Below are 22,858 nucleotides of genomic sequence, written 5' to 3'. Positions count from 1 at the left end.
GTCCGCCGACGTGATGTCGTTGACGGGTCTCGACCGCCCTCCTACTATTTGCACCGTGAATGCATATTCGGGGCGACCCTCGGGTCGGGCGACGGCCGTGGTGAGGACCCGCTTCGCGGCGGCGTGGCGCGAGGGCCGGAAAGGGCCCTTCGCCCGGGCGTACCCGCTGGGGCGCCTCGGGGCGCCGCGGGACGGGGTCGGCGCGGTCGCCTTCCTCGCCTCCGGCGGCGCGGCCCGGATCGCCGGGCGGACCCACGTCCCCGACGGCGGGGCCGGCCTCGCCGACCGGCCCGCCGGATGACCGCGCCGAGCCCGGGCCGGGGCCGGACGGGCGCCGTGCCGCCCGCGGCTAGACTCGGCGCGGCGGTACGGGGGACGTGACGGCGATGAGGAGGCGGACGCGGATGGGCGGTGCCGAGGCGCCGGTCCGGGTCGACGGCCGGACCGCCCGGGCCGAACGCACCCGGGCGGCGATCGTCGAGGCGCACCTGGCGCTCATCTCCGAGGGTGACCTGCGGCCGACCGGCGAGCGCATCGCCGAGCGGGCCGGAATCTCGCTGCGGACGCTCTGGACCAACTTCAAGGACATGGAGACGCTGTTCGAGGCCAGCGGCGCGGAGCTGCTCCGGCAGCAGGACGCCGCCCACCGGCCGATCTCGCCGGCGCTGCCGCTGGCCCGGCGGGTCGACGCGTACTGCCGGCAGCGGGCCCGGCTGCTCCAGCTCATCGCCCCGTCGGCCCGGGCCGCCCAGATGCGCGAGCCGGTCTCCGGGCAGCTGCGCCGCAACCGCCTCAAGCACATCGCGCGCGTCCGCGACGAGGTCGAGCACCTCTTCGCCGCCGAGCTCGAACAGGCCGGTCCCGAACGCGACCAGCTGGTGCACGCCCTGGTGGCCGCGAGCATGTGGCAGGCCTGGTCGATGCTGCGCGACGGGCTGGGGCTGGGCGTGGACCAGGCCCGTGCGGTGATGACCCGGACGGTCGCCGCCCTGCTGGCCGACGTCGGCCCGCGCTGACGCGCGACGTGGGAAGGCGGCGCCGCCGGTCTTTCCATCGGGCTGCCGATAGGTGACACTCGATTGCATGGTTACTGCATCGTCAGTGCAATTAACCGTGTTGCGCGGCCGGGCCGACGAGTGCGCCGCGATCCGGCGCCTGCTGGGTGACCTGCCTGCCGGCGGGGGAGCGCTGCTGGTCCAGGGCGAGCCCGGATCCGGCCGCAGCGCGCTCGTCGACTACGCCCACCGGCACGCCGGGGGCTGCACCGTCCTGGCCGGCACCGGGCTGCCCGAGGAAGCGGGCCTGCCGTACGCGGGACTGCAACGGCTGCTGGACCCGGTGCTGGACCGGGCCGGCGCGCTTCCCGGACAACAGCGGCGGGTGCTGCTGCGGGCGCTGACCGGCGCGGGCTGCCCCGCCGACGGGCGCCTGGCGCTGTTCCTGGCCGTGCTCGGTCTGCTCGCCGCCGCCGCGCGGGACCGCCCGCTGCTGTGCACGATGGACGACGTGGACCGGGGCGACCAGCCCACCGCCGACGCGCTGGCGTTCGTCGCCCGCCGCCTGGGCCGGTCGTCGGTGGCCGTCCTGCTCACCACGGCTGCGGACGTCCCCCTCGGCGGGATAGCCCGGCACCGGCTCCGCCCGCTCGACGACCGGGACAGCGCCGCGCTGCTCGCCGACCGGCTGGCCGGCCGGCCACCCGCGCCGCCCGTGGCCGCCGCGCTCGCCGCGGCGGCCGGGGGCAACCCGCAGGCCCTCGTCGACCTGGCCGAGGTGCTCACCCCGGGCCAGTGCCGGGGGGAGGAGCCGGTGCCCGAGACGCCCCCGCCCGACGGCGGGCTGGGCCGCGCCTACCGGGCCCGGCTGGACCGGTTGCCGGCCGACACCCGCCGGGTCCTGCTGCTCGCCGCGCTCGACGAGGACGGGGAGCCGGCCACCCTGCTCCGGGCCGCCCGGGTCGCCGGCACGGCGGTCGAGGCGCTCGCGCCGGCCGAACTCGCCGGCCTGGTCCGCGTCGAGCCGCGACGGGTCACGTTCCCGCAGCCTCTCGTCCGGACCGTGGTCCGGGCCGCCGCGCCGCTGGCCGAGCGGCGCGCGGCGCACCTGTTGCTCGCCGGCGTGCTCGACGGGGCCGGGCACCGGCTGCGCCGGGCGGGACACCTCGCCGCCGCCGCCCAGGGCCCCGATCCGGCCCTGGCCGCCGAGCTGGAGCAGGCCGTGACCGAGTGCGAGGGCGCGGGCATGGCGGCCTCGGCCGCGCTGCAACGGGCCGCCGAACTCACCGACGACCCGGCACGCGCCGCCGCCCGGCTGGTGGCCGCCGCCCGGTACGCCTGGTCGGCCGGCCGGGCGCACCGGGCCCGACTGCTGCTGGGCGAGCTGCCCCCGGGCGCGGAAGCCGCCGTGGCGGGCCGGGCCGACCTGCTGCGCGGGGAACTGGAACTGCGCACCGGCCGGCCCCGGTCCGCGCTCACCGCGCTCCTGTCCGCCGCCGACACCCTGGCCGCCGCCGATCGTGCGGCCGCCGGCACCCTGTCCGCCGCCGATCGTGCGTCCACCGGCACGGGTGGCGCCGACGATCGCGCGCTGGCCCTCGGCGCGCTGGTGCGGGCGGGCGAGGCCGCCTGCTTCACCGGCGACCAGTACCGCTACGCCGGCGTGGCCCGGCGGGCGGAGCTGTTGCGCCGCCCCGGTGACCCGCCCGCCACCGAGCTGCTGAGCGCCTACGTCGCCGGAACCGCGGCGACCCTGCGCGGCCACCACGAACAAGCCGGGCCCGCCCTGCGCCGGGCCGTCGTCCTCGGCGGGCAGCTGACCGGGCCGGCGCTGACCCCCGCGGCGCTGACCTGCGCGGCGGCGGCCGGGCTGCTGGTGGCCGTGGACGGCGCGGCGCACCGGCTCGCCGAGCGCGCCGTCGAGCTGGCCCGCGAGCGGGGCGAGCTGTCCGCCCTGCCACGCGCCCTGGAGCTGCGGGCAGCCGCCGAGTACTGGCTGGGCCGGCACGACGCCGCGACGGACAGCTCCCGGGAGGGGCTGCGGATCGCCCGGGACGTCGGCCAGGAGAACTGGGCCGGCGTACACCTGGGCATGCTGGCGGTGCTGGCCGCCGTGCGGGCCGACCGCGACACCGCCCTGCGCCGGATCCGGGAGATCGGCGAGGACCCGGGCGCGCACAGCCGGCCCCGCGCCCTCGCGCAGTGGGCCCTGGCGGTGCTCGACCTGGTCGACAACCGGCCGGCCGCCGCCGCCGCGCGACTGGCCGCGCTGGCCTGCCCGGGCACGGGCCGGGGGCAGGTGCTGGTCCTGGTGATGGCCACCCCGTACCTGGTGGAGGCGGCCGCCACCGTCGCGGACCGGCCGGCGGCAAGCGCCGCCCTCGCCGTCTTCGACCGGTGGGCCAGCAGTACGGCGAGCCCGTCGCGCCGGGCCCTCTCCGCGCGCTGCCACGGGCTGCTCGCGCCGCGGGGCAGCGCCGAGGCGGAGCGGGAGTTCCGCACCGCCCTGCGGCTGCACCCGACGGACGCCGGCGCGTTCGAGCGGGCCCGCACCGAGCTTCTCCTGGGCCGGGAACTGCGCCGCAGCCGCCGACCGCGCGCGGCGCGCGAACACCTGCACGCCGCCCGGGAGACATTCACCCTGCTCGGGGCGGCCACCTGGGCGGAACAGGCCACCACGGAGCTGCGGGCGGCCGGGGAGTCGGTCGGCCCGCCGGAGGAGTCGGCGGCGCGACTGCTGACCGGCCAGCAGCTCCGGATCGCGCGGCTGGTCGCCGAGGGCGCCACCAACCGGGAGATCGCCGCCCGGATGTTCCTCTCCACCCGTACGGTCGACCATCACCTCCGCAACATCTTCCACCGCCTCAACATCCGCTCCCGCACGGAGCTGGCCCGCGCCCTCTCCTAGCCCCCTCCCTCCCGCCTCCCCGCCGCCCTCACCGGCGTCGATCATGCAGTTGTGGTGCCCCGCGAAAGCCGCGAAGTGGCATCTACCGCCCGCCACAAGTCCATGATCGACGCGGCACGAGGCGGGGCGGGCGGGGCGCGACGGGGTGGGGGAAGGGTAGGGAGTGTCAGGGGGCGGGGAGGATCACGGTGCGGGCGCCCTCGCCGCGGGACATGCGGGCGAAGGCCTCGGGGGCGCCGTCGAGGGTGGTCCGGTCGGTGATCAGGTAGCCGAGGTCGAGGGTGCCGTCCAGCACGGCCCGGGCGAGCTCGGGCACGTCCCGGTCCGGGTCGGAGGAGCCGTAGACCGAGGAGCGCAGGGTCCGGGCCGAGTGGAAGATGTCCAGCGCGCCCAGCCCGACGATGTCGTCCTTGGCCCCCATGCCGACGACCGTCACCTGACCGCCCCGGCGGGTGGCGCGCCAGGCGGTGCGGATCGTGGCCGACCGCCCGACGCACTCCAGCGCGTGGTCGACGCCCCGACCTGCCGTCCGCTCCCGGACCGCCCGGCTGAGCGTCTCGTCGGCGAGCAGGAAGTCGGTGGCGCCGGCCGCGACGGCCAGCTCCGCCTTGGCGGGGGAGACGTCGACGGCGAGCACCTGGTCGGCGCCGGCGGCCCGCGCGGCGGCGACCACCGACAGCCCCACCCCGCCGAGGCCGATCACGGCCACCGACTCGCCGGGGGCCACCCCCGCCGTGCGGCGGACCGCGCCGACGCCGGTGAGCACGGCGCAGCCCAGCAGTGCCGCCGCCTCGAAGGGCAGCTCCGCGGGGACTCCGATGACGGCGGCCTGCGGCACCACCACCTCCTCGGCGAGCGCGCCGAGGCCGAGCGTGACGTGCAGCGCTTCGCCGGCCGAAGTGCGTCCCCGGGGGGCCGAGGGCGACCCGGTGCGCTCGCACAGCCACGGCTCGTCCCGCCCGCAGTACCAGCAGCTGCGGCACGGCGGGGCCCAGTTCAGCACCACGTGCGCGCCGGGCGCGACCCGCGTGACGGCGTCGCCGACCGCGAGCACCACCCCGGCCGCCTCGTGCCCCAACACCAGCGGGTACGGCGGTGCCAGCGTCCCGTCGACCATGGACAGATCGGAGTGGCAGACCCCCGCCGCCCGGACGCTCACCCGTACCTCGTCCGGGCCGGGGGCCGGCAGCTCGATCTCCTCCACCCGCAGCGGGGCGTCGACGGCCCGTACGACCAGGGCCCTCATCGCTGGATGGCCTTGACCTGGAGGAACTCCTCGAGCCCGTGCCGGCCCAGTTCCCGGCCGAGGCCGGACTGCTTGTAGCCGCCGAACGGGGCGAGCGGGTTGAACGGGGCCCCGTTGACGTCGACGGCGCCGGTGCGCAGCCGCCGGGCCACCCGCAGCGCCCGCTCCTCGTCGCCCGACCAGACCGCGCCGGCCAGCCCGTAGCGGGAGTTGTTGGCGATGCGTACCGCCTCGTCCTCGTCGTCGAACGCGATGACCGCGAGCACCGGGCCGAAGACCTCCTCCTGGGCCAGGGCGCTGTCGGGGTCGACGTCGGCGATCACCGTCGGGGCGACGAAGTAGCCCCGCTCGGGCAGCGGCGCGTCCGGCCCGCCGGCGACCAGTCGGCCCCCGTCGGCCAGCCCCCGGGCGACGTGCTCGCGGACCCGTTCCCGCTGCGCGGCGGAGACCAGCGGGCCGAGCCGGGTGGCCGGGTCGAACGGGTCGCCGAGCCGGTAGCCCGCCGCGGCTTTGGCGGCCAGGTCGAGGGCCTCGTCGTAGCGGTCGCGGTGCACGAGCAGGCGGGTCCAGGCGGCGCAGGTCTGGCCGGAGTTGAGGAAGGCGTTGCCGACCCCCACCTTGACGGCCGTGGGCAGGTCGGCGTCGTCGAGGACGATGTTGGCCGACTTGCCGCCGAGTTCCAGGGCGACCCGGGCGATCCGGTCGGCGGCGAGGTGGGAGATCCGCCGGCCGGTGGCCGTCGAGCCGGTGAAGGAGACCATGTCGACGTCCGGGTGCGCGGCGATGGCCTCGCCGACGACCGGGCCGGTGCCGGTGACCAGGTTGACCACCCCGGGCGGGAAGCCGGCCTCGTGGATGGCGTCGAAGAGCAGGTACGCCGTCAGCGGGGTCAGCTCGCTCGGCTTGAGCACCACCGTGCACCCGGCGGCCAGCGCGGGGGCCAGTTTCGCGACGACCTGGTGCAGCGGGTAGTTCCACGGGGTGATCGCCCCGACCACGCCGACCGGTTCCCGGACCACCAGCGAGTTGCCGACGGTCTCGTCGGCCGGGGGACGGGCGGCCAGTTCGACGTAGCTGTGCAGGACCGTCAGCGGCAGGCCGGTCTGGACCCGGCCGGCGACCTTCAGCGGGGTGCCGAGTTCCAGGGCGACGGTGCGGGCGATCTCGTCGGCCCGGGCGGAGAGCGCGGCGTGCAGCCGGTCCAGGCGGGCGGCCCGCTCGGCGGGCGCGGCGTCGGCCCAGCCGGGGAAGGCGGCCCGGGCCGCCGCGACGGCGCGGTCCACGTCGGCCGCGGTGCCCGCCGGCACGGTCGCGATGACGTCCTCGGTCGCCGGGTTGCGCACCGCGACGGTGTCCCGGGAGTCGGCGGCGGACCATTGCCCGTCGAGGTAGAAGTCGGTACGTGCGAGATCCATCGCGCCCCTCACCTACGTCGGCCGAAACTAGCAGCGCAAGTTTCGGACTCTAGTACGCCCGGCCGGCCGGCGGGAGGGGCGGCAGCGGCCCGATGTGCTCCTCATAGGTGCGCGACAGCCCGTGGATCAGCGCGTCGAGGCCCAGCGCGAAGGCGCCCTCGTCCACCTGCTGCTGGTGCTCGGCCAGCCGGTGGGCCTGGGTCAGGTGCGGGTACTGCTCCGCGTACAGCCCGGGGTCCTCGACGAAACCGCGCGCGAACGAGCCCAGCGCCGAGCCGGCCACGAAGTAGCGCATGAGCGCGCCGACGTGGGTCGCCCGGGCCGGTGGCCACCCGGCGGCGACCAGTCCGCCGTAGACGGCGTCGGCCATGGCCAGCGCCGCCGGCCGGCGCCCCGGCCCCCGGGCCAGGTACGGCACGATGTTCGGGTGCGCGGCCAGCGCCGCCCGGTAGGAGTGTCCCCACCGGCGCAGCGCCTCCCGCCAGTCGACGCTGCCGAAGAACGACACGTCCACCTGGCCGGTGACGCTGTCGGCGACCGCGTCGAGGATCTCGTCCTTGGTGGCGAAGTGGTTGTAGAGCGACGGCCCGCGTACCCCGAGTTCGGCGGCGAGCCGGCGGGTGGAGAAGCCCTCCAGCCCTTCGGCGTCGATCAGCGCGGCGGCGGTCTCGACGATCCGCTGCCGGCTGAGCAGCGCCTGCCGCGGCCGGGGCATCCGTCCTCCTTCGCTCGGGGTGGTCCGTCGCAGACTCTGCCACAACCGGGTCTGGACGGAATTAAACTTGCACCGCTAGTTTAAGCCTCATGGATCTGGAGCTCTCCGCCGAGCAGGCGGCGGTCCGCCGGCTCGCCGCGGACTTCGTCGACCGTGAGGTGGTGCCGCACGCGGCCACCTGGGACCGCCGCGAGTCCGTCGACCCCGACATCGTCGGCAAGCTCGGCGAGCTGGGCTTCCTGGGACTGACCATCGGCGAGGACGACGGCGGTTCGGGCGGCGACCACCTCTCCTACTGCCTCGTGCTGGAGGAACTCGGCCGGGGCGACTCCGCCGTGCGCGGCATCGTCTCGGTCTCCCTCGGCCTGGTCGCCAAGTCGATCGCCGCGCACGGGACCCCGGCCCAACGGGAGCAGTGGCTGCCCCGGCTCTGCTCCGGCACCGCCCTCGGCTGCTTCGCGCTGACCGAGCCGGACAGCGGCTCCGACGCCGCCGCCCTGACCACCCGGGCGGTCCGCGACGGCACCGACTGGCTGATCACCGGCGCGAAGATGTTCATCACCAACGGCACCACGGCCGACGTCGCGCTGGTCTTCGCCCGCACCGGCGGCCCGGGACACCGGGGCATCAGCGCGTTCCTGGTGCCCACCGACGCGCCGGGCCTGACCCGGCGGGAGATCCACGGCAAGCTGGGCCTGCGCGGGCAGGCCACCGGGGAGCTGCGCTTCGACGGCGTACGGGTGCCGGAATCCGCGCTCCTCGGCGAGGAGGGCGCCGGCTTCCGGCTCGCCCTCGCCACCCTGGCCAAGGGCCGGATGTCCGTGGCGGCGGGCTGCGTCGGCATCGCCCAGGGCTGCCTGGACGCGGCCGTCGGCTACGCCGGGCAGCGCACCCAGTTCGGCAAGCCCATCGCCGGTCACCAGCTCGTGCAGCAGCTGCTCGCCGCCATCGCCGTCGACACCGACGCCGCGCGCCTGCTGGTGTGGCGGGTGGCCGACCTGATCGACCGGGGCGAGCCGTTCGCCACCGAGGCGTCGATGGCCAAGCTCTTCGCCAGCGAGGCCGCCGTGCGCGCGGCCAACAACGCGGTGCAGGTCTTCGGCGGCTACGGCTACATCGACGAGTACCCCGTCGGCAAGTACCTGCGCGACGCCCGCGTCGCCACCCTCTACGAGGGCACCAGCCAGATCCAGCAGCTGCTCATCGGACGCGCGCTCACCGGCGTCAACGCCTTCTAGAGCCAGGAGGAACCGTGACCAGATTCGCCGACCGGGTCGCCGTCGTCACCGGCGCCGCGCAGGGCATCGGCGCGGCCACCGCGCACCGACTCGCCGCCGAGGGCGCGGCGGTCGCGGTGGTGGACCTCGACGCCGCGCGCGCCGGGGCCGTCGCCGACGAGATCGCCGCCGCCGGTGGTCGGGCCGTCGGCATCGGCTGCGACGTGACCGACGCCGGAGCGGTCGCCGCCATGACCGACCAGGTGGTCCAGGCGTACGGGGGGCTGCACGTGCTCGTCAACAACGCCGGCATCACCCGCGACAACCTGCTGTTCAGGATGCCGCTGCCCGAGTGGGAGGCGGTGCTGACCACCAACCTGACGAGTATGTTCCTCTGCTGCCAGGCGGCGCAGCAGCACATGGTGGCCGCCCGCTACGGCCGGATCGTCAACCTCAGCAGCCGTTCCGCGTTGGGCAACCGGGGTCAGGTCAACTACGCGGCGGCCAAGGCCGGCGTGCAGGGCCTGACCGCCACCCTGGCCGCCGAGCTGGGCCCGTTCAACGTGACCGTGAACGCTGTCGCGCCCGGCTACGTGGCGACCGCGATGACCGCGGCCACCGCCGAGCGGGTGGGCAGCAGCCCCGAGGAGCACCAGCGGGCGGTCGCCGAGCACACCCCGCTGCGCCGGGTCGCCCAGCCGGCCGAGATCGCCTCGGTGATCGCCTTCCTGGCCAGCGACGACGCCTCGTACGTCAGCGGCCAGACCCTGTACGTCAACGGCGGCGCGCGCTGAGCCGCGCGTAGCACCGCACCGACCCGGAGGGGACATGGACTTCGCGCTCTCGGACACCGAACGGGCCATCCGCGACACGGCCCGCGACTTCATCACCAGGGAGGTCATGCCGCTGGAGCCGGAGCTGCTGCGGCGCGAACGCGCCCACCGGCCCGGGCTGGAGCCCGACGAGCTGCGCGAGTTGCAGCTCAAGGCGCGGGCGTTCGGCTTCTGGGGGCTGGCCACCCCCGAGGCGTACGGCGGCATGGACCTGCCGGCCGTCACCCAGTCGCTGATCTGGACCGAGATCGGCCGCTCGTACGTGCCGTTCCGCTTCGGCGGCGAGGCCGACAACATCCTGTTCCGGGCCAACGAGGAGCAGCAGCGGGAGTTCCTGATCCCGACGATCGAGGGGGAGCGGCGCAGCTGCTTCGCGATCACCGAGCCGGGCGCCGGGAGCGACGCGGCCAACATCCGGCTCAGCGCCCGCCGCGACGGCGGCGACTGGGTGCTCAACGGCGAGAAGACCTTCATCACCGGCGGCAACGAGGCCGACTACGCCATCGTCATCGCGGTCACCGACCGGGAGAAGGGCGCCCGCAACGGCGGCGCCACGGCCTTCCTGGTGGACCGGGCGATGGGCTGGCGCTCGGAATTCATCCAGACCATGGGCGAGGGCGGGCCGGCCGCGCTGGTCTTCGACGACGTACGGGTGCCGCAGCGCAACATCCTCGGCGAGCCCGGTCAGGGCTTCGCCCTCGCGATGGAGTGGATCGGCAAGGGCCGCTACACCATCCCCTCGCACGCCGTCGGCATCGCCGAGCGGGCGCTGCGGATGGCGATCGACCACGCGACGACCCGCCAGACCTTCGGCCGGCCGATCGGCGACAACCAGGCCATCCAGTGGATGATCGCCGACTCCGAGACCGAGCTGGAGGCGGCCCGCTGGCTCATCCTGCGGGCGGCCTGGACGGTGGACCAGGGCATGGATCCCCGGCACGCCTCCTCGATGGCGAAGCTCTACGGCGCCGGCATGGTCAACCGGGTGGTGGACCGGGTGCTGCAGATCCACGGCGGCATGGGCTACACCCGGGAGCTGCCCGTCGAGCGGTGGTACCGGCAGGTCCGGCTCTACCGGATCTTCGAGGGTACCGACGAGATGCAGCGGCTCATCATCGCCCGGGACCTGCTGCGCGGCTACACCCGACTGGGAGGGCACCTGGCATGAGGACCTTCGACTCCGTCGACGAGCTGGCCGCCGCGGTCGGGGAGACCCTCGGCCCGGGGCCGTGGCAGCGGATCGACCAGGGCCGCGTCGACCTGTTCGCCGACGCCACCGACGACCACCAGTGGATCCACCTCGACCCGGAGCGGGCCGCCGCCGGCCCGTACGGGGGCACGATCGCGCACGGCTTCCTCACCCTGTCGCTGCTGCCGGCGTTGGTGGGGCGGCTCTACCGGGTGCGGGGCGTGCGGATGGGGGTCAACTACGGGCTGAACCGGGTGCGGTTCCCCGCCCCGCTGCGGGTCGGCACGGCGGTCCGGGCCGTCGCCACCATCGCCGAGGTGTCGCCGGTGGCCGGCGGGGTGCAGCTGGTAACCGCCGCGACGGTGGAGTGCGACGCCGGCGGCAAGCCGGTCTGCGTCGCCGAGACGGTGAGCCGGCTTTACGTGGGGCCGGCGGCCTCCTGAACCGCGGGTGGCACCAGCCGCGCGTGGCGGGGACCACACGTTTGGCGCCTCGTTCGGGAGTTTCTGTCGCTTTTATCCATCGGCCGTTCGGTTGATATGGCGACGGCCGTTGGTCTAGGGTGGTGGCACTGCGGTCGCCGGTACCCGGCGTCGCCGCATCGGTAGGACAGGAAGGGCAGCATGATCACCACGACGACCGCGCCGACCACCACCACCGACGCCACCACCACGGCCTCCGGTGACGAGACCCGCGCGAGTGAGCTGACCGCCGCCCTCGCCGCCCTGCCGGAGGGGCACCCCGACCGGCCGGCGCTGCGGGCGCGGGTGATCGAGGCGTGGCTGCCGCTGGCCCACCACCTCGCCTTCCGCTACAGCGGGCGCGGCGAGCCCAACGGGGACCTGGCCCAGACCGCCGCCCTCGGGCTGATCAAGGCCGTGGACCGCTTCGACGCCTCCCGGGGCGTGGACTTCGCCGGCTTCGCCATCCCGACGATCCTCGGTGAGATCAAGCGTCACTTCCGCGACCGCACCTGGAACATCCGCGTGCCGCGCCGCCTGCAGGAGCTGCGGCTGCGCATCTCCGAGGCCAACGGCACCCTCACCCAGACGCTCAACCGCGCGCCGACGGTCGCCGACATCGCCGTCCACCTCGGCGTCACCGAGGAAGAGGTCCTGGAGGGGCTCGAAGGCGCCCGCGCCTACAACGCGGTCTCCCTCTCCACCCCCATCGGCGACGGCGACAGCGCCACCGAGTTGGGCGACACCCTGGGCGCCGAGGACAGCGAGTTCGAGCTGGCCGAGCTGCGGGTCGCCCTCGGCCCGGCGCTCGCCACCCTCGACGAGCGGGAGCAGAAGATCCTCACCCTCCGCTTCTACGGCAACCTCACCCAGAGCGAGATCGCCACGCAGGTCGGCGTCTCCCAGATGCACGTCTCCCGCCTGCTCGCCCGCGCGCTGGGCAAGCTGCGCGGCCAGCTCGAGGGCAGCCGCTGACGACACCCCCGCGGCGGGCGGCCACGTAGCCGTCCGACACCCGCCTCGACGTACCGTCCTCGTCCGCCCCGCCATTGCCCGGCGGGGCGGACGAGTGCGTTCCCGGCACGGGCGGCCGGCCCGCCTCGTGGCCTTGTCTTCCAGGTTGCCGTGTTGCGCGCCGCAGCACCGCATCCGTGCGGTGTCGGCGTCGGGCCCTGTGGCCGCCACGGGTGGCGGTGCCACCATCAGACCATGGTGGATGTCGATGTATTTCGGCGTGGGGCGCAGGCCCGGGCAGCGGTGATGACGGCGCGGTTGCGCCGGTTGGTGACCTGCGAGTCGCCGCCGGGGAGGGGCCGGGAACTGGCCGCCTGCGCCGACCTGCTCGAGGCGTGGGGCGATGCCGCGCTGGGCCGGCGGGGGCGTCGTGTCGTCCTCGACGGACTGCCGCACCTGCTCTGGGCGGCCCCCGACCAACGCGTGCTGCTGCTGGGCCACTACGACACGGTCTGGCCGGCGGGCACCATCCGGGACTGGCCGTTCACGATCACCGGAAGCACCGCGACGGGGCCCGGCGTCTGCGACATGAAGGCCGGGATCGTGCAGATGCTCACCGCGCTGGAACTGCTGCCGGACACCTCGCGGGTGGGGCTGCTGCTCACCTGCGACGAGGAGAGCGGGTCGGCCACCTCCCGGCCGCTGATCGAGGAGCAGGCCCGCCGCACCGGGGCGGTGCTGGTCGGCGAGCCGAGCACCGAGGGCGGCGACCTGAAGGTCGCGCGCAAGGGCGGCTCCGTCTACCGGATCACGGTGCGGGGCCGGGCGGCGCACGCCGGCGTCGAACCGCACCGGGGCGTCAACGCCGGGGTCGAACTCGCGCACCACGTCCTCGCGGTGCAGGCCTTCGCCGCGGGGGAGACGAGCGTGACCCCGACGGCCCTCACCGCCGGCACGATGACGAACGTGGTGCCGGAGTCCGCGGTCCTCTGCGTCGACGTACGCGCCTGGACCCGCGAGGAGCTGCACCGGGTGGACCGGCTGGTCCGCGAGCTGACCCCCCGACTGCCCGACGCGCGGTTGGCCATCAGCGGCGGGATCAACCGGTACCCGCTGCCGGCCTCCGTGTCGACGCCGCTGCTGCGGGTCGCGCAGTCGGTGGCGGCGGACCTCGGGCTGCCGGCCGTACGCGGCGTCGCCGCCCCGGGCGCCTCCGACGCCAACTTCACCGGCGCCCTCGGCGTACCGACCCTGGACGGCCTGGGTGGGGTGGGGGGCCTGCCGCACGCGCGTGGCGAGTACGTCGACGTCGCGCGGATGCCGGAGCGCACCGCGCTGCTGGCCGCCATGACGGCCCGCCTCCTCGCCACGACCGGCCCGGCCGAAGCCGCCGAGGAGCACCGACCGCTCGGCGCGGTACCCGCCGGGCAGGGCTCGTCGACGGACGGGTGAGCCACCCGCCCGCGCGGCGTCGCGCCCACCCGCCCCGGGCGGCGGCCGAAGTTCCGCACGGTTGCGTAAACGCGCCCGGCGCCGTTGGGCGATGCTGGATCCGTCGATCACGCGGGAGGCGTTCATGGCTGGAATGACCGGTGACCTCGGACCCGATTCGCCGCTGGCGACGGCGGGGGACATGGTGCACAACGCGCGTACCTTCGCCGACCGGATGGCCGCCAGACGCTCCATCCGGCACTTCTCGCCGCAGCCGGTGCCGATGGAGGTGATCGAGGAGGCGATCCGCGCGGCGGCGACCGCGCCGAGCGGCGCGAATTTGCAACCGTGGCGGTTCGTCGTGATCACCGACGCGGCCCGCAAGCGCCGGCTGCGGGAGGCCGCCGAGGCCGAGGAGCGCGAGTTCTACGCCCGGCGCGCGTCGGCGCAGTGGCTGGAGGCGATCGCCCCGATCGGTACGGACTGGCACAAGCCCTTCCTGGAGGTGGCGCCGGTCGTGATCGTGGTGTTCGAGGTGCACCAGGGTCCCCGGTCCCCGAAGCCCTACTACGTCAAGGAATCCGTGGGCATCGCGGTCGGCGTGCTGATCACGGCGCTGCACCACGCCGGCCTGGCCACCCTGACGCACACGCCGAGCCCGATGCGCTTCCTCAACGAGGTGTGCGAACGGCCGCCGGAGGAGCGCCCGTACCTGGTCATGCCGGTCGGCTATCCGGCGCCGGACGCGACGGTGCCGGACCTGGTCCGCAAGCCGCTGCCGGAGGTCCTGATCCGGCGGTGACGGCCCCTTCTCCGGGCCGACGCGGGCCGGCCGAATATCACCGTTGTCGTAAACAATCAATGATCCGCGCGTAATGAAGTGCCGCACGTTGGAAGATGCCGCGCTGCGCCGTGGCAACCAAGATTCTTTTCGCAACTCCTGTGACGGACCGATCGGTGATTCGCCGGCCGGCGGTGCGTCCGGGTCTTGGCGGGCTTCGGGGGCCCCGCCCCCGCCCCACCCTGGCCCGGGCTGACGCTCCCGCCGCCGGTCGTGCCCGGCTCGACCAGAAAGGGTGTACATGTCCGTGGATTCGATGGAGGCCGCTGGCCTCCGGGACGCATGGGTCAGGCTCGGCGACACGGAGCTGACCTCGCGCCTGCTCGTCGGTATCGAGCAGTACACGTCGCCGTCGGTGATCCGCCAGGTGCTCGAGGCGACCGGTTCGCAGGTCTTCATCACCACCGTGGACCCCGACAACAACCGTTCGAGTCTCCTGTTGTCCGACCTGGCCGACGAGATTCCCATCGAGCAGTACCTGTGGATCGGCACGACCTCGTTCGCCCGGTCGGCCGAGAGCGCCTGGAAGACCGTCAACATCCTGCACGACGCCTACGGCATCACCGTGTTCAAGCTGGACGTCCGCGGCCGGACCAACGAGCCGGACAACCGGGCCACCGTCGAGGTCGCCGCCCAGCTGCGCGAGCAGGGCTGGGAGGTCATGCCGTTCATCCTGCCCGACCTCGCGACCGCCAAGGAGCTGGCCGCGCTCGGCTGCTCGGCGCTGCGCGTGATGAGCGCCCCCGTGGCCTCCGGCCACGGCATCCCCAACCCCGGCCCGATCCGCCAGATCATCGACACGGTCGACATTCCGGTGGTCGTCGAGGGCGGCCTGGGCAGCGCCCGGCACGCCACCCTGGCGATGGAGCTCGGGGCGGCGGCGGTACTGGTCAACACCGCCCTGGTGAAGGCCCGGGAGCCGATGCTGATGGCGCAGGCGATGAAGCACGCCGTGGCGGCCGGTCGGCTGTCGTACCTGGCCGGCGCCATGCCCGGCGACGAGATCCCCTACTGACCGAGGAGCCGACCATGGCCGTCGAGGTGTGCATCCCGACCGTGTTCCGCAACTACACCAGTGGCAGCAAGTACGTGACCGCGGACGGCTCGACCGTCGCCGAGGTGCTGGCCGACCTCGAGGCCCGGCACCCGGGACTGGGCAGCCGCGTGATGGGGGAGGACGGGCAGCTGCGCCGCTTCGTCAACCTCTACATCAACGACATCGACGTGCGCACCAGCGGGATGCTCGACTCCCGCCTGCGCGACGGCGACTCGCTGACCATCCTGCCCGCCGTGGCGGGGGGCTGATGGCGTCCGGACCGGTCCCTGTCTTCGCCGGTGTGCTGTTCGACCTGGACGGCGTCCTGATCGACTCGACCGAGGCCATCCTGTCGCTCTGGCGGGGCCTCGCCACCGAGCACGATCGGGCGCTGTCCGCGTCGGCGATCCGCGACGACGTGCTCGGCTGTTCCCCGGAACACTCGGTCTCGGCGCTCTTCGGCGACCTCGACCCCGACACGCGGGCGGAGATCCTGCGCCGGGTGCGGGTCGCCGAGACCGACCTCGCGTTCGTCGAGGTGCCGGGCGCCCGGGAGATCCTGACGGCGCTCGGCGGCGGCGGTGTCCGGCTGGCGCTGGTCACCGGCGCCTCCGCGCGCCGGGCCCGTCGGGTGGTGGCGCACCTGGGCGTCGCCGCGGCCTTCGACGCCATGGTCACCTGGGGCGAGACGGCGCGCGGCAAGCCGGCGCCGGACTGCTACCTGCTCGCGGCGCGCCGGCTCGGGCTGGCCCCGGCGGGCTGCCTGGTCGTCGAGGACGCCCCCAGCGGCGTCCGCGCCGCCTCGTCCGCCGGGGCGGTGACCGTCGGCGTCGGCGACGCGCCGACCCTGCGGGCCGCCGGGGCGACCTGGACCGCGCCGGACCTCGCCGCGCTGAGCGTCGCCCGGGCCGCCGGCGCGGTCGAGCTGCGCCTGGCCGGTACCCCGATCGCGGGCCTGTCCACGGTCGCCGGGCCGGCCACGCTGTCGGGGACGCGGACGTGAGCGCCGGCCGCCCGCTGCGGGTCTTCTTCGCCACCTCCGAGGTGGCGCCCCTGGTCAAGGTGGGCGGTCTCGGGGACGTCGCCCGGGCCCTGCCCCGGGCGCTGGCCGGACGGGGGCACGACGTCCGGCTGTTCCTGCCCGGCTACGCGGGGCTGCCGGACGGCCGCCGGGTCGGCACGGTGGCGGTCGCGGCGGGCTCGGCGCGCGCCGAGTTCACCGTCGACGACCTGGGCGACCACGACGGCGTCCGGTACCTCACCCTGCGGACGCCGCAGCATCCCGACTGGCAGCGGCCCGAGGGGTACGTGGAGAAGCACCTGTCGTCCTTCGTGCTGTTCTCCCGGGCGGTCGCCGAGCTGGCCGCCCGGTCGGTGAGCCCGCCCGACGTGGTGCACTGCAACGACTGGCACGTCGGGCACGTCCCGGCGTACCTGCGCGCCTTCGGCGCGGCGCCGCGGACCGTGATGACCATCCACAACCTCGCCTACCAGGGGTTGTTCCCGCACGACAAGGCCGACGAGCTGGACCTGACCCGCTACGGCACCGGCAACCTGCTGGCCCAGGGCATCCGGTACGCCGACGCGGTCACCACCGTCAGCGCCCGCTACCGGGACGAGACCCTCGCCCCCGCGCACGGGGTCGGGCTGCAAGGGCTGCTGCGGGCCCGGGGCGAGGACTACCACGGGATCCGCAACGGGGTCGACTACGACGACTTCGACCCCGCCACGGACCCGCACCTGCCGGCCCGCTTCGACGTGCACGACCTCGCCGGCAAGGCGGTGGCGAAGCGCGCGCTCCAGCAGCGCAGCGGCCTGGCGACGGATCCGGAGGTGCCGCTGTTCGCCTTCGTCGGCCGGTTGGTCGACCAGAAGGGCGTCGACCTGCTGCTGGAGGGCATCGACGAGATCGCCGCCCTCGGCCTGCAACTCGTCGTCGTCGGCGTCGGGGCCGAGTACGAGCGGTCGTTCCGCCGCGCCGCCCGCTACTACCCGCACGTCGCCTACCACCCGGACAGCGGTGAGGCGATCGCCCGGCTGGCGTACGCCGGCTCGGACGCCTTCCTGGCGCCCTCCCGGTTCGAGCCGTGCGGGCTGGCGCCGCTGATCGCGCTGCGCTACGGGTCGGTGCCCGTGGTGCGGCGGGTCGGCGGCATGGCGGAGACGGTCGCCGCGACGGGGCTCGGTTTCTCGTTCGACGGCTACCGCGCGCCGGACCTGGTCGACCTGATCGCGCAGGTGGTCGCGCGCTGGGCCGACCGGCAGGCGTGGGCGCGGTTGCGGGAGCGCGGCATGCGGGCCCGGTTCTCGTGGGACGAGGCCGCCGAGCGGTACGAGCAGTTGTACGTGCGCACGCCGGCCGCCGCCGGCGCCCCCGCGCACGGGACAGGACGGGAGGACGACTCGGGTGCCGGTCAACCGACGTAGCGGGATCCTGCTGCATCCCAGCTCACTACCGGGCCGGTTCGGGGTGGGTGAGTTCGGGCCGGCCGCGATCGAGTGGCTGGACTTCCTCGCGGCCGCCGAGCAGAGCGTGTGGCAGATGCTGCCGCTCAACCCCGTCGGCGCGGACGGCTGCCCGTACCAGGCCAGCTCCACGCTGGCCGGCAGCCCGCTCTACGTCAGCGTCGACCGGCTGCGCGACGCGGGTCTGCTCACCGCCGCCGACCTGGCGGACGTGCCGGCGCTGCCGCCGGACATCGTGGACTACCCGGCGGCGGGCGCCGTCAAGGCCGACCTGCTGGCCCGGGCGTACGCCGCCTTCACGCCGACCGCCGACAGCGAGGCGTTCGCCCGGGAACAGGCGTGGTGGCTGGACGACTACGCCCGCTACATGACCCTGCGGGAGCGGCACGGCGGGCCGTGGACGAGCTGGCCGGCGCCGCTGGCCCGGCGGGACCCGGACGCGCTGGCCCGGCTCGACGACACCGAGCGGGACCGCCTCGACTACTACCGGTTCGAGCAGTACCTGTTCGCCTCGCACTTCACCGCCGTCCGCGACCACGCCCACCGGCTCGGCATCGAGCTGATCGGCGACGTGGCCATGTTCGCCGGCACGGACAGCTGCGAGACGTGGGCGGCGCCGGAGCTGTTCCAGTTGGACGGGGCGGGTCGCCCGACCGCCGTGGCCGGGTTCCCACCCGACGAGTTCAGCGCCGACGGCCAGGTCTGGGGCAACGCGCTGTACCGCTGGGAGTTGATGGCGCAGGACCAGTACGCCTGGTGGGTCGACCGGATCCGCCGGATGACCCAGCTGTACGACATGATCCGGCTCGACCACTTCCGGGGCTTCCTGCGCTACTGGGCCGTGCCGGTGGGCCGGCCGGCGAGTGCGGGGCGCTGGCGCGACGGGCCGGGCCCGTCGCTGTTCCAGGCCATCCGCAAGGAACTCGGCGAGGTGGTGATGCTGGCCGAGGACCTGGGACCCGCCTCGGCGGAGGTGCAGCAGCTGCGCATCGACGCCGGCATCCCGGGCATGCGGCTGCTCCAGTTCGCCTTCGCCGGCGACGAGAACCAGCATCTGCCGCACCACTACCCGACCGACTGCGTGGCCTACACGGGGACCCACGACAACGACACCACACTGGGCTGGTGGGAGGAGTCGAGCGCCGACCAGCGGCTGCGGGTGGAGCGCTACCTCGGGGGCGTGCCGGACGGCATCTGCTGGTCGATGGCGCGGGCGGTCTTCGCGTCAGTGGCCGAGCTCGCCGTCCTGCCGTTGCAGGACGTGCTGGAGCTGGGCCCGGCGGCCCGGATGAACGTCCCGGGGCAGGCCGAGGGGAGTTGGCGGTGGCGGTTCCGGGCGGAGGCGCTGACCCCGGGACTGGAGTTCCGGCTGCGTCGCCTGACCGAGACGTACGGCCGGGACCGGCGGGCGTCCACGCGACGGGCCAGGGGGTTCACCGGCTGATGGCGGCACCGACCTCCACGTACCGGCTCCAGTTCGGCCCCCACCTCGGTCTCGCCGACGCCGTCGCGCTGACCGACTACCTGGTCGACCTCGGTGTCGGCGCGCTCTACGCCTCCCCGCTGCTCGCCGCGGCGCCGGGCTCGACGCACGGCTACGACCTGGTCGACCCCACGCGCGCCGACCCGGGCCGGGGCGGCGAGCGGGCGCGCCTCGCGCTCGCCCGCCGGCTCGCCGAGGCCGGGCTCGGCTTCGTGGTCGACGTGGTCTGCAACCACATGGGCGTCGCCGACGCGGCGGCCAACCCGTGGTGGTGGGACGTGCTGCGGCACGGGCCGGAGTCCCGCTACGCCCGGTTCTTCGACGTCGACTGGTCGGCGGGGCCGCTGTTGCTGCCGGTGCTGGGCGACGACGGCGACGGCGGCGCGGCGGCCGAGGGGGAGCTGAAGCTCGCCGACGACTCGCTGGTCTACCACGAGCACCGGTTCCCGCTGGCGCCCGGCACCGGGCACGGCACGGTGGCGCAGGTGCACGGCCGGCAGCACTACCGGCTGGTGTCCTGGCGCCGGGGGGCGGCCGAGCTGACGTACCGCCGGTTCTTCAACATCGACACGCTGGCCTGCCTGCGCACGGAGGACCCGGAGGTGTTCGAGGCGCTGCACGCCGAGACGCTGCGCTGGGTACGGGAGGGGCAGGTCACCGGGCTGCGCGTCGACCATCCGGACGGCCTGGCGGACCCCTCGGGATACCTGCGACGGCTGCGGGCCGCGGCCCCCGGAGCGTGGATCGTCGTGGAGAAAGTGCTGGGCGTCGGCGAGGAGCTGCCGGCGGGCTGGCCGGTGGACGGCACCACGGGCTACGACGCGCTGGCCGAGATCTCGGGCGTATTCGTGGCCCCGGCGGGCCGGCAGCGGCTGACCGAGGCGGCCGGCCTGACCGGCACCGCGCTGGCCGACGTCGTGCGCGAGGCGCGCGAGCAGGTCGTCGCGACGATGCTGGTCGCCGAGGCGCGACGGGTGGAGGCGCTCGTCGCCGCGCTGCTGCCCCGCTGCCCGGCGGCCGAGCGGGCGGACGCCGTCCGGGCCCTGCTGGTGGAGTTTCCCGTCTACCGGTCCTATCTCCCGCAGCACCGCTGGGCGCTGGACGAGGCGGTCGAGCGGGCCACCCGGCGCCGGCCGGCGCTGCGCGAGATCCTCAGCGCCGTCCGGGACGAGATGGTCGCCCGGCCGACCGGCCCGCTCGCGGTGCGGGTGCAGCAGGCGACCGGCCCGGTGATGGCCAAGGGCGTCGAGGACACCGCGATCTACCGGCACAACAGCCTGGTCGCGGTCAACGAGGTGGGCGTCGACCCGGGCCGCTTCGGGGTGTCGCCGGGTGAGCTGCACGCGGCGAACGCGGCCCGGGAGGCCGGCTGGCCCACCACCATGACCACGCTGTCCACCCACGACACCAAGCGCTCGGAGGACGTACGGGCCCGCCTGGCGGTGCTCAGCGAGCTGCCGGAGGCGTACGCCGAGCGCTTCCGCCGCTGGTCCGTCCGGCAGCCGTTGGGCGACCCCCTGCTCGAGCCGCTGGCGTGGCAGACCCTGCTCGGCGCCTGGCCGATCGGCCCCGAGCGGCTCTCCGCCTACCTGCTCAAGGTCGCCCGCGAGACGCGGGTGCGCACGAACTGGCACGATCCCGACGCCGACTACGAGGACGGCGTCACGAGCTGGCCCGCCCGGGTGCTCGCCGACGCGGTCCTCGCGGCGGAGGTCCGTGCCTTCGTCGACCGGATCGCCGCACCCGGCTGGTCGAACTCGCTGGGCCAGAAGCTGCTCCAGCTCGCCGGTCCCGGGGTGCCCGACGTCTACCAGGGCACCGAGCTGTGGGACTACTCGCTGGTCGACCCGGACAACCGCCGTCCGGTCGACTTCGCGGCCCGCCGGCGGCTGCTGGCGGAGATCGACGCGGGACGGACGCCGCCGGTCGACGCCACGGGGGCGGCCAAGCTGCTGGTCACCTCCCGGGTGCTGCGGCTGCGCCGCGACAGTCCGCGGCTGTTCCGCGGCTACCGCCCGGTCCGGGCGGAGGGCGGCGCGGCGGAGCACCTCATCGGCTTCTCGCGCGGCGGTGACGACGGCGTCGTGGCGCTGGCCACCCGGCTGCCGGTGGGGCTCGCCGAACGGGGCGGCTGGGCCGACACCGTGGTGCCCCTGCCCGGTGACGCCGACGGCTGGGTGGACGTGCTCACCGGCGCGCCGGTCCGTTCGCCGGCGCCCCGCGTCGAGGACCTGTTCGGCCGCCTGCCGGTGGCACTGCTCGTCAAGAAAAGAGGATCATGAGCGTCGACGTGGAAACCACCGGCCGGCGACGGTCGATGGCGGCCCTGCTCGGTGGGGTGGCCGCCACCAACACCTCCATGGTGGGAGCCAGCACGGCATCCACGCTGATCGGCGCGGAGGAACTGACCGAGCTCTGGAGCGGCGTGCCGAACGCGGCCGGCGTGCTGGGCACCGCCGCCGGCACGCTCTGGCTGGCCGCGCTGATGGCGCGTCGGGGCACCCGTTCCGCGCTGTCGCTGGGCTACCTGGTCGCGATCGTGGGCGCGGCGGTGGCCGGCGCCGCCGTGGCCTCCGGGCAGGTGTTGCTGCTGATCTTCGGCATGGTGCTGCTCGGGGTGGGCAACGGCGGGGCGCAGCTGTCGCGCTACTGCGCGGCGGACCTGTACCCGCCCCGCCGGCAGGGGCTGGCCGTCGGGGTCATCGTCTGGGCGGGCACCGTCGGGGCGGTCTTCGGGCCCAACCTGATGGATCCGAGCGCCGACGTCGCCAGCCGGCTGGGTCTGCCGGACCTGGCCGGGCCGTTCCTCGTGGCCCTGCTGGCGGCCGGCATCTGCGTGCTCGCCTCCGCCGCCATGCCCCGGTCGCGAACGGCGGCCCGACGGGGCGCCAACGATCCGACCCCGGCGCAGGTGTGGCGGCACCCGGTGGTGTCCGTCGCGTTGGTGTCCATGATCGCCGGGCAGTTGGCCATGGTCGCCCTGATGACCATGACGCCGCTGCACATGAGCAGCAACCACCACGGCCTCACGGCGGTGGGCGTGGTGCTCAGCGGCCACATGATCGGCATGTTCGCCCTGGCGCCGCTCTCCGGCTACCTCTCGGACCGTTTCGGCGGTCGGGCCGCGATCCTGATGGGCATCGGTCTGCTGGTCACCTCCGTCGTGGTGGCGTCGTGGCCGGCGGCCCACAGCAGCGGCCTCACCCGCCTGGTGGTCTCGCTCTTCCTGCTCGGCTGGGGCTGGAACCTCACCTTCGTCGGTGGTAGCGCCCTGCTCACCCAGGCGCTGACCCCGGCCGCCCGGCGGGCGGTGCAGGGCCGGGTGGACGCCCTCGTGTGGGCCGCCTCGGCCGTGGCCAGCGTGGTGGCGGGGGTGGTGCTGGCGACCACCAACTACGTGGTGCTGTCGGTCGCCGCCGGGGTCGTCTCGCTGATCCCGGTGCCGCTGCTGCGCCGCCGGCCGCCGGCCGAAGAGTCGGCGAGCGCCCCCGAGCACGCCGACGCGGTGCGCTGACCCGGCGCGAGGCGGCACGTGCGAAGGTGCGGCCGTCGGGCGCGGCGGACGATGCTGGGTGCGGCGCGGGCCGGCGTACCGCCCGGTACCGGCCGCGCCCCTGGGGCCGCCGGTGCCCGCTGGGTCCCGCCGGCGCCGGCCGACCCGCCACCTC

20 protein-coding genes are annotated in these 22,858 nt (G+C 75.1%); 17 read left to right on the top strand and 3 right to left on the bottom strand.

What is annotated here, in order from left to right:
* Positions 1–97: 97 nt before the first annotated feature.
* The 3 genes from ACPXCB_RS06370 to ACPXCB_RS06360 all read left to right on the top strand — a co-directional run bounded on the left by ACPXCB_RS06370 (position 98) and on the right by ACPXCB_RS06360 (position 3,903).
* Entirely contained in the window at positions 98–301 is a 204-nt protein-coding gene (locus tag ACPXCB_RS06370; protein ID WP_425873050.1) for a hypothetical protein, read from the top strand.
* A 103-nt stretch (positions 302–404) separates the two neighbouring features.
* Complete coding sequence (locus ACPXCB_RS06365; protein WP_425873048.1) at positions 405–1,016, top strand: TetR/AcrR family transcriptional regulator; 612 nt, start codon at positions 405–407, stop codon at positions 1,014–1,016.
* An 85-nt stretch (positions 1,017–1,101) separates the two neighbouring features.
* Positions 1,102–3,903, top strand: coding sequence for an AAA family ATPase (locus ACPXCB_RS06360; RefSeq protein WP_425873046.1), 2,802 nt, complete (start codon positions 1,102–1,104; stop codon positions 3,901–3,903).
* A 166-nt stretch (positions 3,904–4,069) separates the two neighbouring features.
* Here the strand turns inward: ACPXCB_RS06360 and ACPXCB_RS06355 are convergent, their stop codons facing one another.
* The 3 genes from ACPXCB_RS06355 to ACPXCB_RS06345 are packed head-to-tail and all read right to left on the bottom strand — an operon-like array spanning position 4,070 to position 7,279.
* On the bottom strand, positions 4,070–5,149 hold the full coding sequence (locus tag ACPXCB_RS06355; RefSeq protein ID WP_425873044.1) for a Zn-dependent alcohol dehydrogenase: 1,080 nt from the start codon (positions 5,147–5,149) through the stop codon (positions 4,070–4,072).
* Positions 5,146–6,564, bottom strand: coding sequence for an aldehyde dehydrogenase family protein (locus ACPXCB_RS06350; RefSeq protein ID WP_425873042.1), 1,419 nt, complete (start codon positions 6,562–6,564; stop codon positions 5,146–5,148). The genes ACPXCB_RS06355 and ACPXCB_RS06350 overlap by 4 nt, the downstream gene beginning before the upstream one ends.
* Before the next feature lie 49 nt (positions 6,565–6,613).
* Positions 6,614–7,279 carry a TetR/AcrR family transcriptional regulator gene (locus ACPXCB_RS06345; protein WP_425873040.1) on the bottom strand — a complete coding sequence of 222 codons (666 nt, stop codon included), beginning with the start codon at positions 7,277–7,279 and terminating at the stop codon, positions 6,614–6,616.
* A gap of 89 nt (positions 7,280–7,368) precedes the next feature.
* Between ACPXCB_RS06345 and ACPXCB_RS06340 the strand changes: the two genes are divergently transcribed.
* The 14 genes from ACPXCB_RS06340 (at position 7,369) to ACPXCB_RS06275 (ending at position 22,704) form a co-directional block, all read left to right on the top strand.
* A complete protein-coding gene (locus ACPXCB_RS06340; RefSeq protein ID WP_425873038.1) occupies positions 7,369–8,517 on the top strand; it encodes an acyl-CoA dehydrogenase family protein in 1,149 nt (382 codons plus the stop codon).
* A gap of 14 nt (positions 8,518–8,531) precedes the next feature.
* Positions 8,532–9,290 carry a 3-oxoacyl-ACP reductase FabG gene (gene fabG, locus ACPXCB_RS06335; RefSeq protein WP_425873036.1) on the top strand — a complete coding sequence of 253 codons (759 nt, stop codon included), beginning with the start codon at positions 8,532–8,534 and terminating at the stop codon, positions 9,288–9,290.
* Positions 9,291–9,324: 34 nt separating this feature from the next.
* Positions 9,325–10,497 (top strand): acyl-CoA dehydrogenase family protein, encoded by a 1,173-nt coding sequence (locus ACPXCB_RS06330; protein ID WP_425873034.1) that lies wholly within the window; start codon positions 9,325–9,327, stop codon positions 10,495–10,497.
* The gene (locus tag ACPXCB_RS06325) at positions 10,494–10,961 is read left to right on the top strand and encodes a MaoC family dehydratase (protein ID WP_425873032.1); all 468 of its coding nucleotides are present in this window, start codon (positions 10,494–10,496) and stop codon (positions 10,959–10,961) included. The genes ACPXCB_RS06330 and ACPXCB_RS06325 overlap by 4 nt, the downstream gene beginning before the upstream one ends.
* 180 nt (positions 10,962–11,141) lie before the next feature.
* On the top strand, positions 11,142–11,954 hold the full coding sequence (locus tag ACPXCB_RS06320; RefSeq protein WP_425873030.1) for a SigB/SigF/SigG family RNA polymerase sigma factor: 813 nt from the start codon (positions 11,142–11,144) through the stop codon (positions 11,952–11,954).
* 234 nt (positions 11,955–12,188) lie between these two features.
* Positions 12,189–13,385, top strand: coding sequence for a M20/M25/M40 family metallo-hydrolase (locus ACPXCB_RS06315; protein WP_425873028.1), 1,197 nt, complete (start codon positions 12,189–12,191; stop codon positions 13,383–13,385).
* Between the two features lie 181 nt (positions 13,386–13,566).
* Positions 13,567–14,166: a nitroreductase family protein gene (locus tag ACPXCB_RS06310; RefSeq protein WP_425873417.1), complete on the top strand. Its 600-nt coding sequence runs from the start codon at positions 13,567–13,569 to the stop codon at positions 14,164–14,166.
* Between the two features lie 280 nt (positions 14,167–14,446).
* A complete protein-coding gene (locus ACPXCB_RS06305; RefSeq protein ID WP_425873026.1) occupies positions 14,447–15,220 on the top strand; it encodes a thiamine biosynthesis protein ThiG in 774 nt (257 codons plus the stop codon).
* 14 nt (positions 15,221–15,234) lie between these two features.
* Positions 15,235–15,510: a MoaD/ThiS family protein gene (locus ACPXCB_RS06300; RefSeq protein WP_425873024.1), complete on the top strand. Its 276-nt coding sequence runs from the start codon at positions 15,235–15,237 to the stop codon at positions 15,508–15,510.
* Positions 15,510–16,244, top strand: a complete 735-nt coding sequence (locus tag ACPXCB_RS06295; protein WP_425873022.1) for an HAD family hydrolase — start codon at positions 15,510–15,512, stop codon at positions 16,242–16,244. Before ACPXCB_RS06300 ends, ACPXCB_RS06295 begins: the two co-directional genes overlap by 1 nt.
* Complete coding sequence (locus ACPXCB_RS06290) at positions 16,241–17,668, top strand: glycogen synthase (RefSeq protein WP_425873020.1); 1,428 nt, start codon at positions 16,241–16,243, stop codon at positions 17,666–17,668. Before ACPXCB_RS06295 ends, ACPXCB_RS06290 begins: the two co-directional genes overlap by 4 nt.
* Positions 17,649–19,151, top strand: a complete 1,503-nt coding sequence (gene malQ, locus ACPXCB_RS06285; protein WP_425873018.1) for a 4-alpha-glucanotransferase — start codon at positions 17,649–17,651, stop codon at positions 19,149–19,151. Before ACPXCB_RS06290 ends, malQ begins: the two co-directional genes overlap by 20 nt.
* A complete protein-coding gene (treY, locus tag ACPXCB_RS06280) occupies positions 19,151–21,472 on the top strand; it encodes a malto-oligosyltrehalose synthase (RefSeq protein ID WP_425873016.1) in 2,322 nt (773 codons plus the stop codon). The genes malQ and treY overlap by 1 nt, the downstream gene beginning before the upstream one ends.
* Positions 21,469–22,704: an MFS transporter gene (locus tag ACPXCB_RS06275; protein ID WP_425873014.1), complete on the top strand. Its 1,236-nt coding sequence runs from the start codon at positions 21,469–21,471 to the stop codon at positions 22,702–22,704. The genes treY and ACPXCB_RS06275 overlap by 4 nt, the downstream gene beginning before the upstream one ends.
* Positions 22,705–22,858: the final 154 nt, after the last annotated feature.

Source organism: Micromonospora sp. DT62 (assembly GCF_049847285.1).
Classification (GTDB): domain Bacteria; phylum Actinomycetota; class Actinomycetes; order Mycobacteriales; family Micromonosporaceae; genus Micromonospora; species Micromonospora reichwaldensis.
Note: the sequence above shows the minus strand (reverse complement) of the source record. Positions and strands in the feature narration are given on the sequence as shown.

What these genes read in the sequence shown, in the direction of transcription:
- ACPXCB_RS06315 (WP_425873028.1), top strand. Translation starts at nt 12,189, where the DNA reads ATGGTGGATGTCGATGTATTTCGGCGTGGGGCGCAGGCCCGGGCAGCG.
- ACPXCB_RS06320 (WP_425873030.1), top strand. Translation starts at nt 11,142, where the DNA reads ATGATCACCACGACGACCGCGCCGACCACCACCACCGACGCCACCACC.
- treY (WP_425873016.1), top strand. Translation starts at nt 19,151, where the DNA reads ATGGCGGCACCGACCTCCACGTACCGGCTCCAGTTCGGCCCCCACCTC.
- ACPXCB_RS06310 (WP_425873417.1), top strand. Translation starts at nt 13,567, where the DNA reads ATGGTGCACAACGCGCGTACCTTCGCCGACCGGATGGCCGCCAGACGC.
- ACPXCB_RS06295 (WP_425873022.1), top strand. Translation starts at nt 15,510, where the DNA reads ATGGCGTCCGGACCGGTCCCTGTCTTCGCCGGTGTGCTGTTCGACCTG.
- ACPXCB_RS06330 (WP_425873034.1), top strand. Translation starts at nt 9,325, where the DNA reads ATGGACTTCGCGCTCTCGGACACCGAACGGGCCATCCGCGACACGGCC.
- ACPXCB_RS06300 (WP_425873024.1), top strand. Translation starts at nt 15,235, where the DNA reads ATGGCCGTCGAGGTGTGCATCCCGACCGTGTTCCGCAACTACACCAGT.
- ACPXCB_RS06305 (WP_425873026.1), top strand. Translation starts at nt 14,447, where the DNA reads ATGTCCGTGGATTCGATGGAGGCCGCTGGCCTCCGGGACGCATGGGTC.
- ACPXCB_RS06340 (WP_425873038.1), top strand. Translation starts at nt 7,369, where the DNA reads ATGGATCTGGAGCTCTCCGCCGAGCAGGCGGCGGTCCGCCGGCTCGCC.
- ACPXCB_RS06355 (WP_425873044.1), bottom strand. Translation starts at nt 5,149, where the DNA reads ATGAGGGCCCTGGTCGTACGGGCCGTCGACGCCCCGCTGCGGGTGGAG.
- ACPXCB_RS06325 (WP_425873032.1), top strand. Translation starts at nt 10,494, where the DNA reads ATGAGGACCTTCGACTCCGTCGACGAGCTGGCCGCCGCGGTCGGGGAG.
- ACPXCB_RS06365 (WP_425873048.1), top strand. Translation starts at nt 405, where the DNA reads ATGGGCGGTGCCGAGGCGCCGGTCCGGGTCGACGGCCGGACCGCCCGG.
- ACPXCB_RS06350 (WP_425873042.1), bottom strand. Translation starts at nt 6,564, where the DNA reads ATGGATCTCGCACGTACCGACTTCTACCTCGACGGGCAATGGTCCGCC.
- ACPXCB_RS06345 (WP_425873040.1), bottom strand. Translation starts at nt 7,279, where the DNA reads ATGCCCCGGCCGCGGCAGGCGCTGCTCAGCCGGCAGCGGATCGTCGAG.
- ACPXCB_RS06275 (WP_425873014.1), top strand. Translation starts at nt 21,469, where the DNA reads ATGAGCGTCGACGTGGAAACCACCGGCCGGCGACGGTCGATGGCGGCC.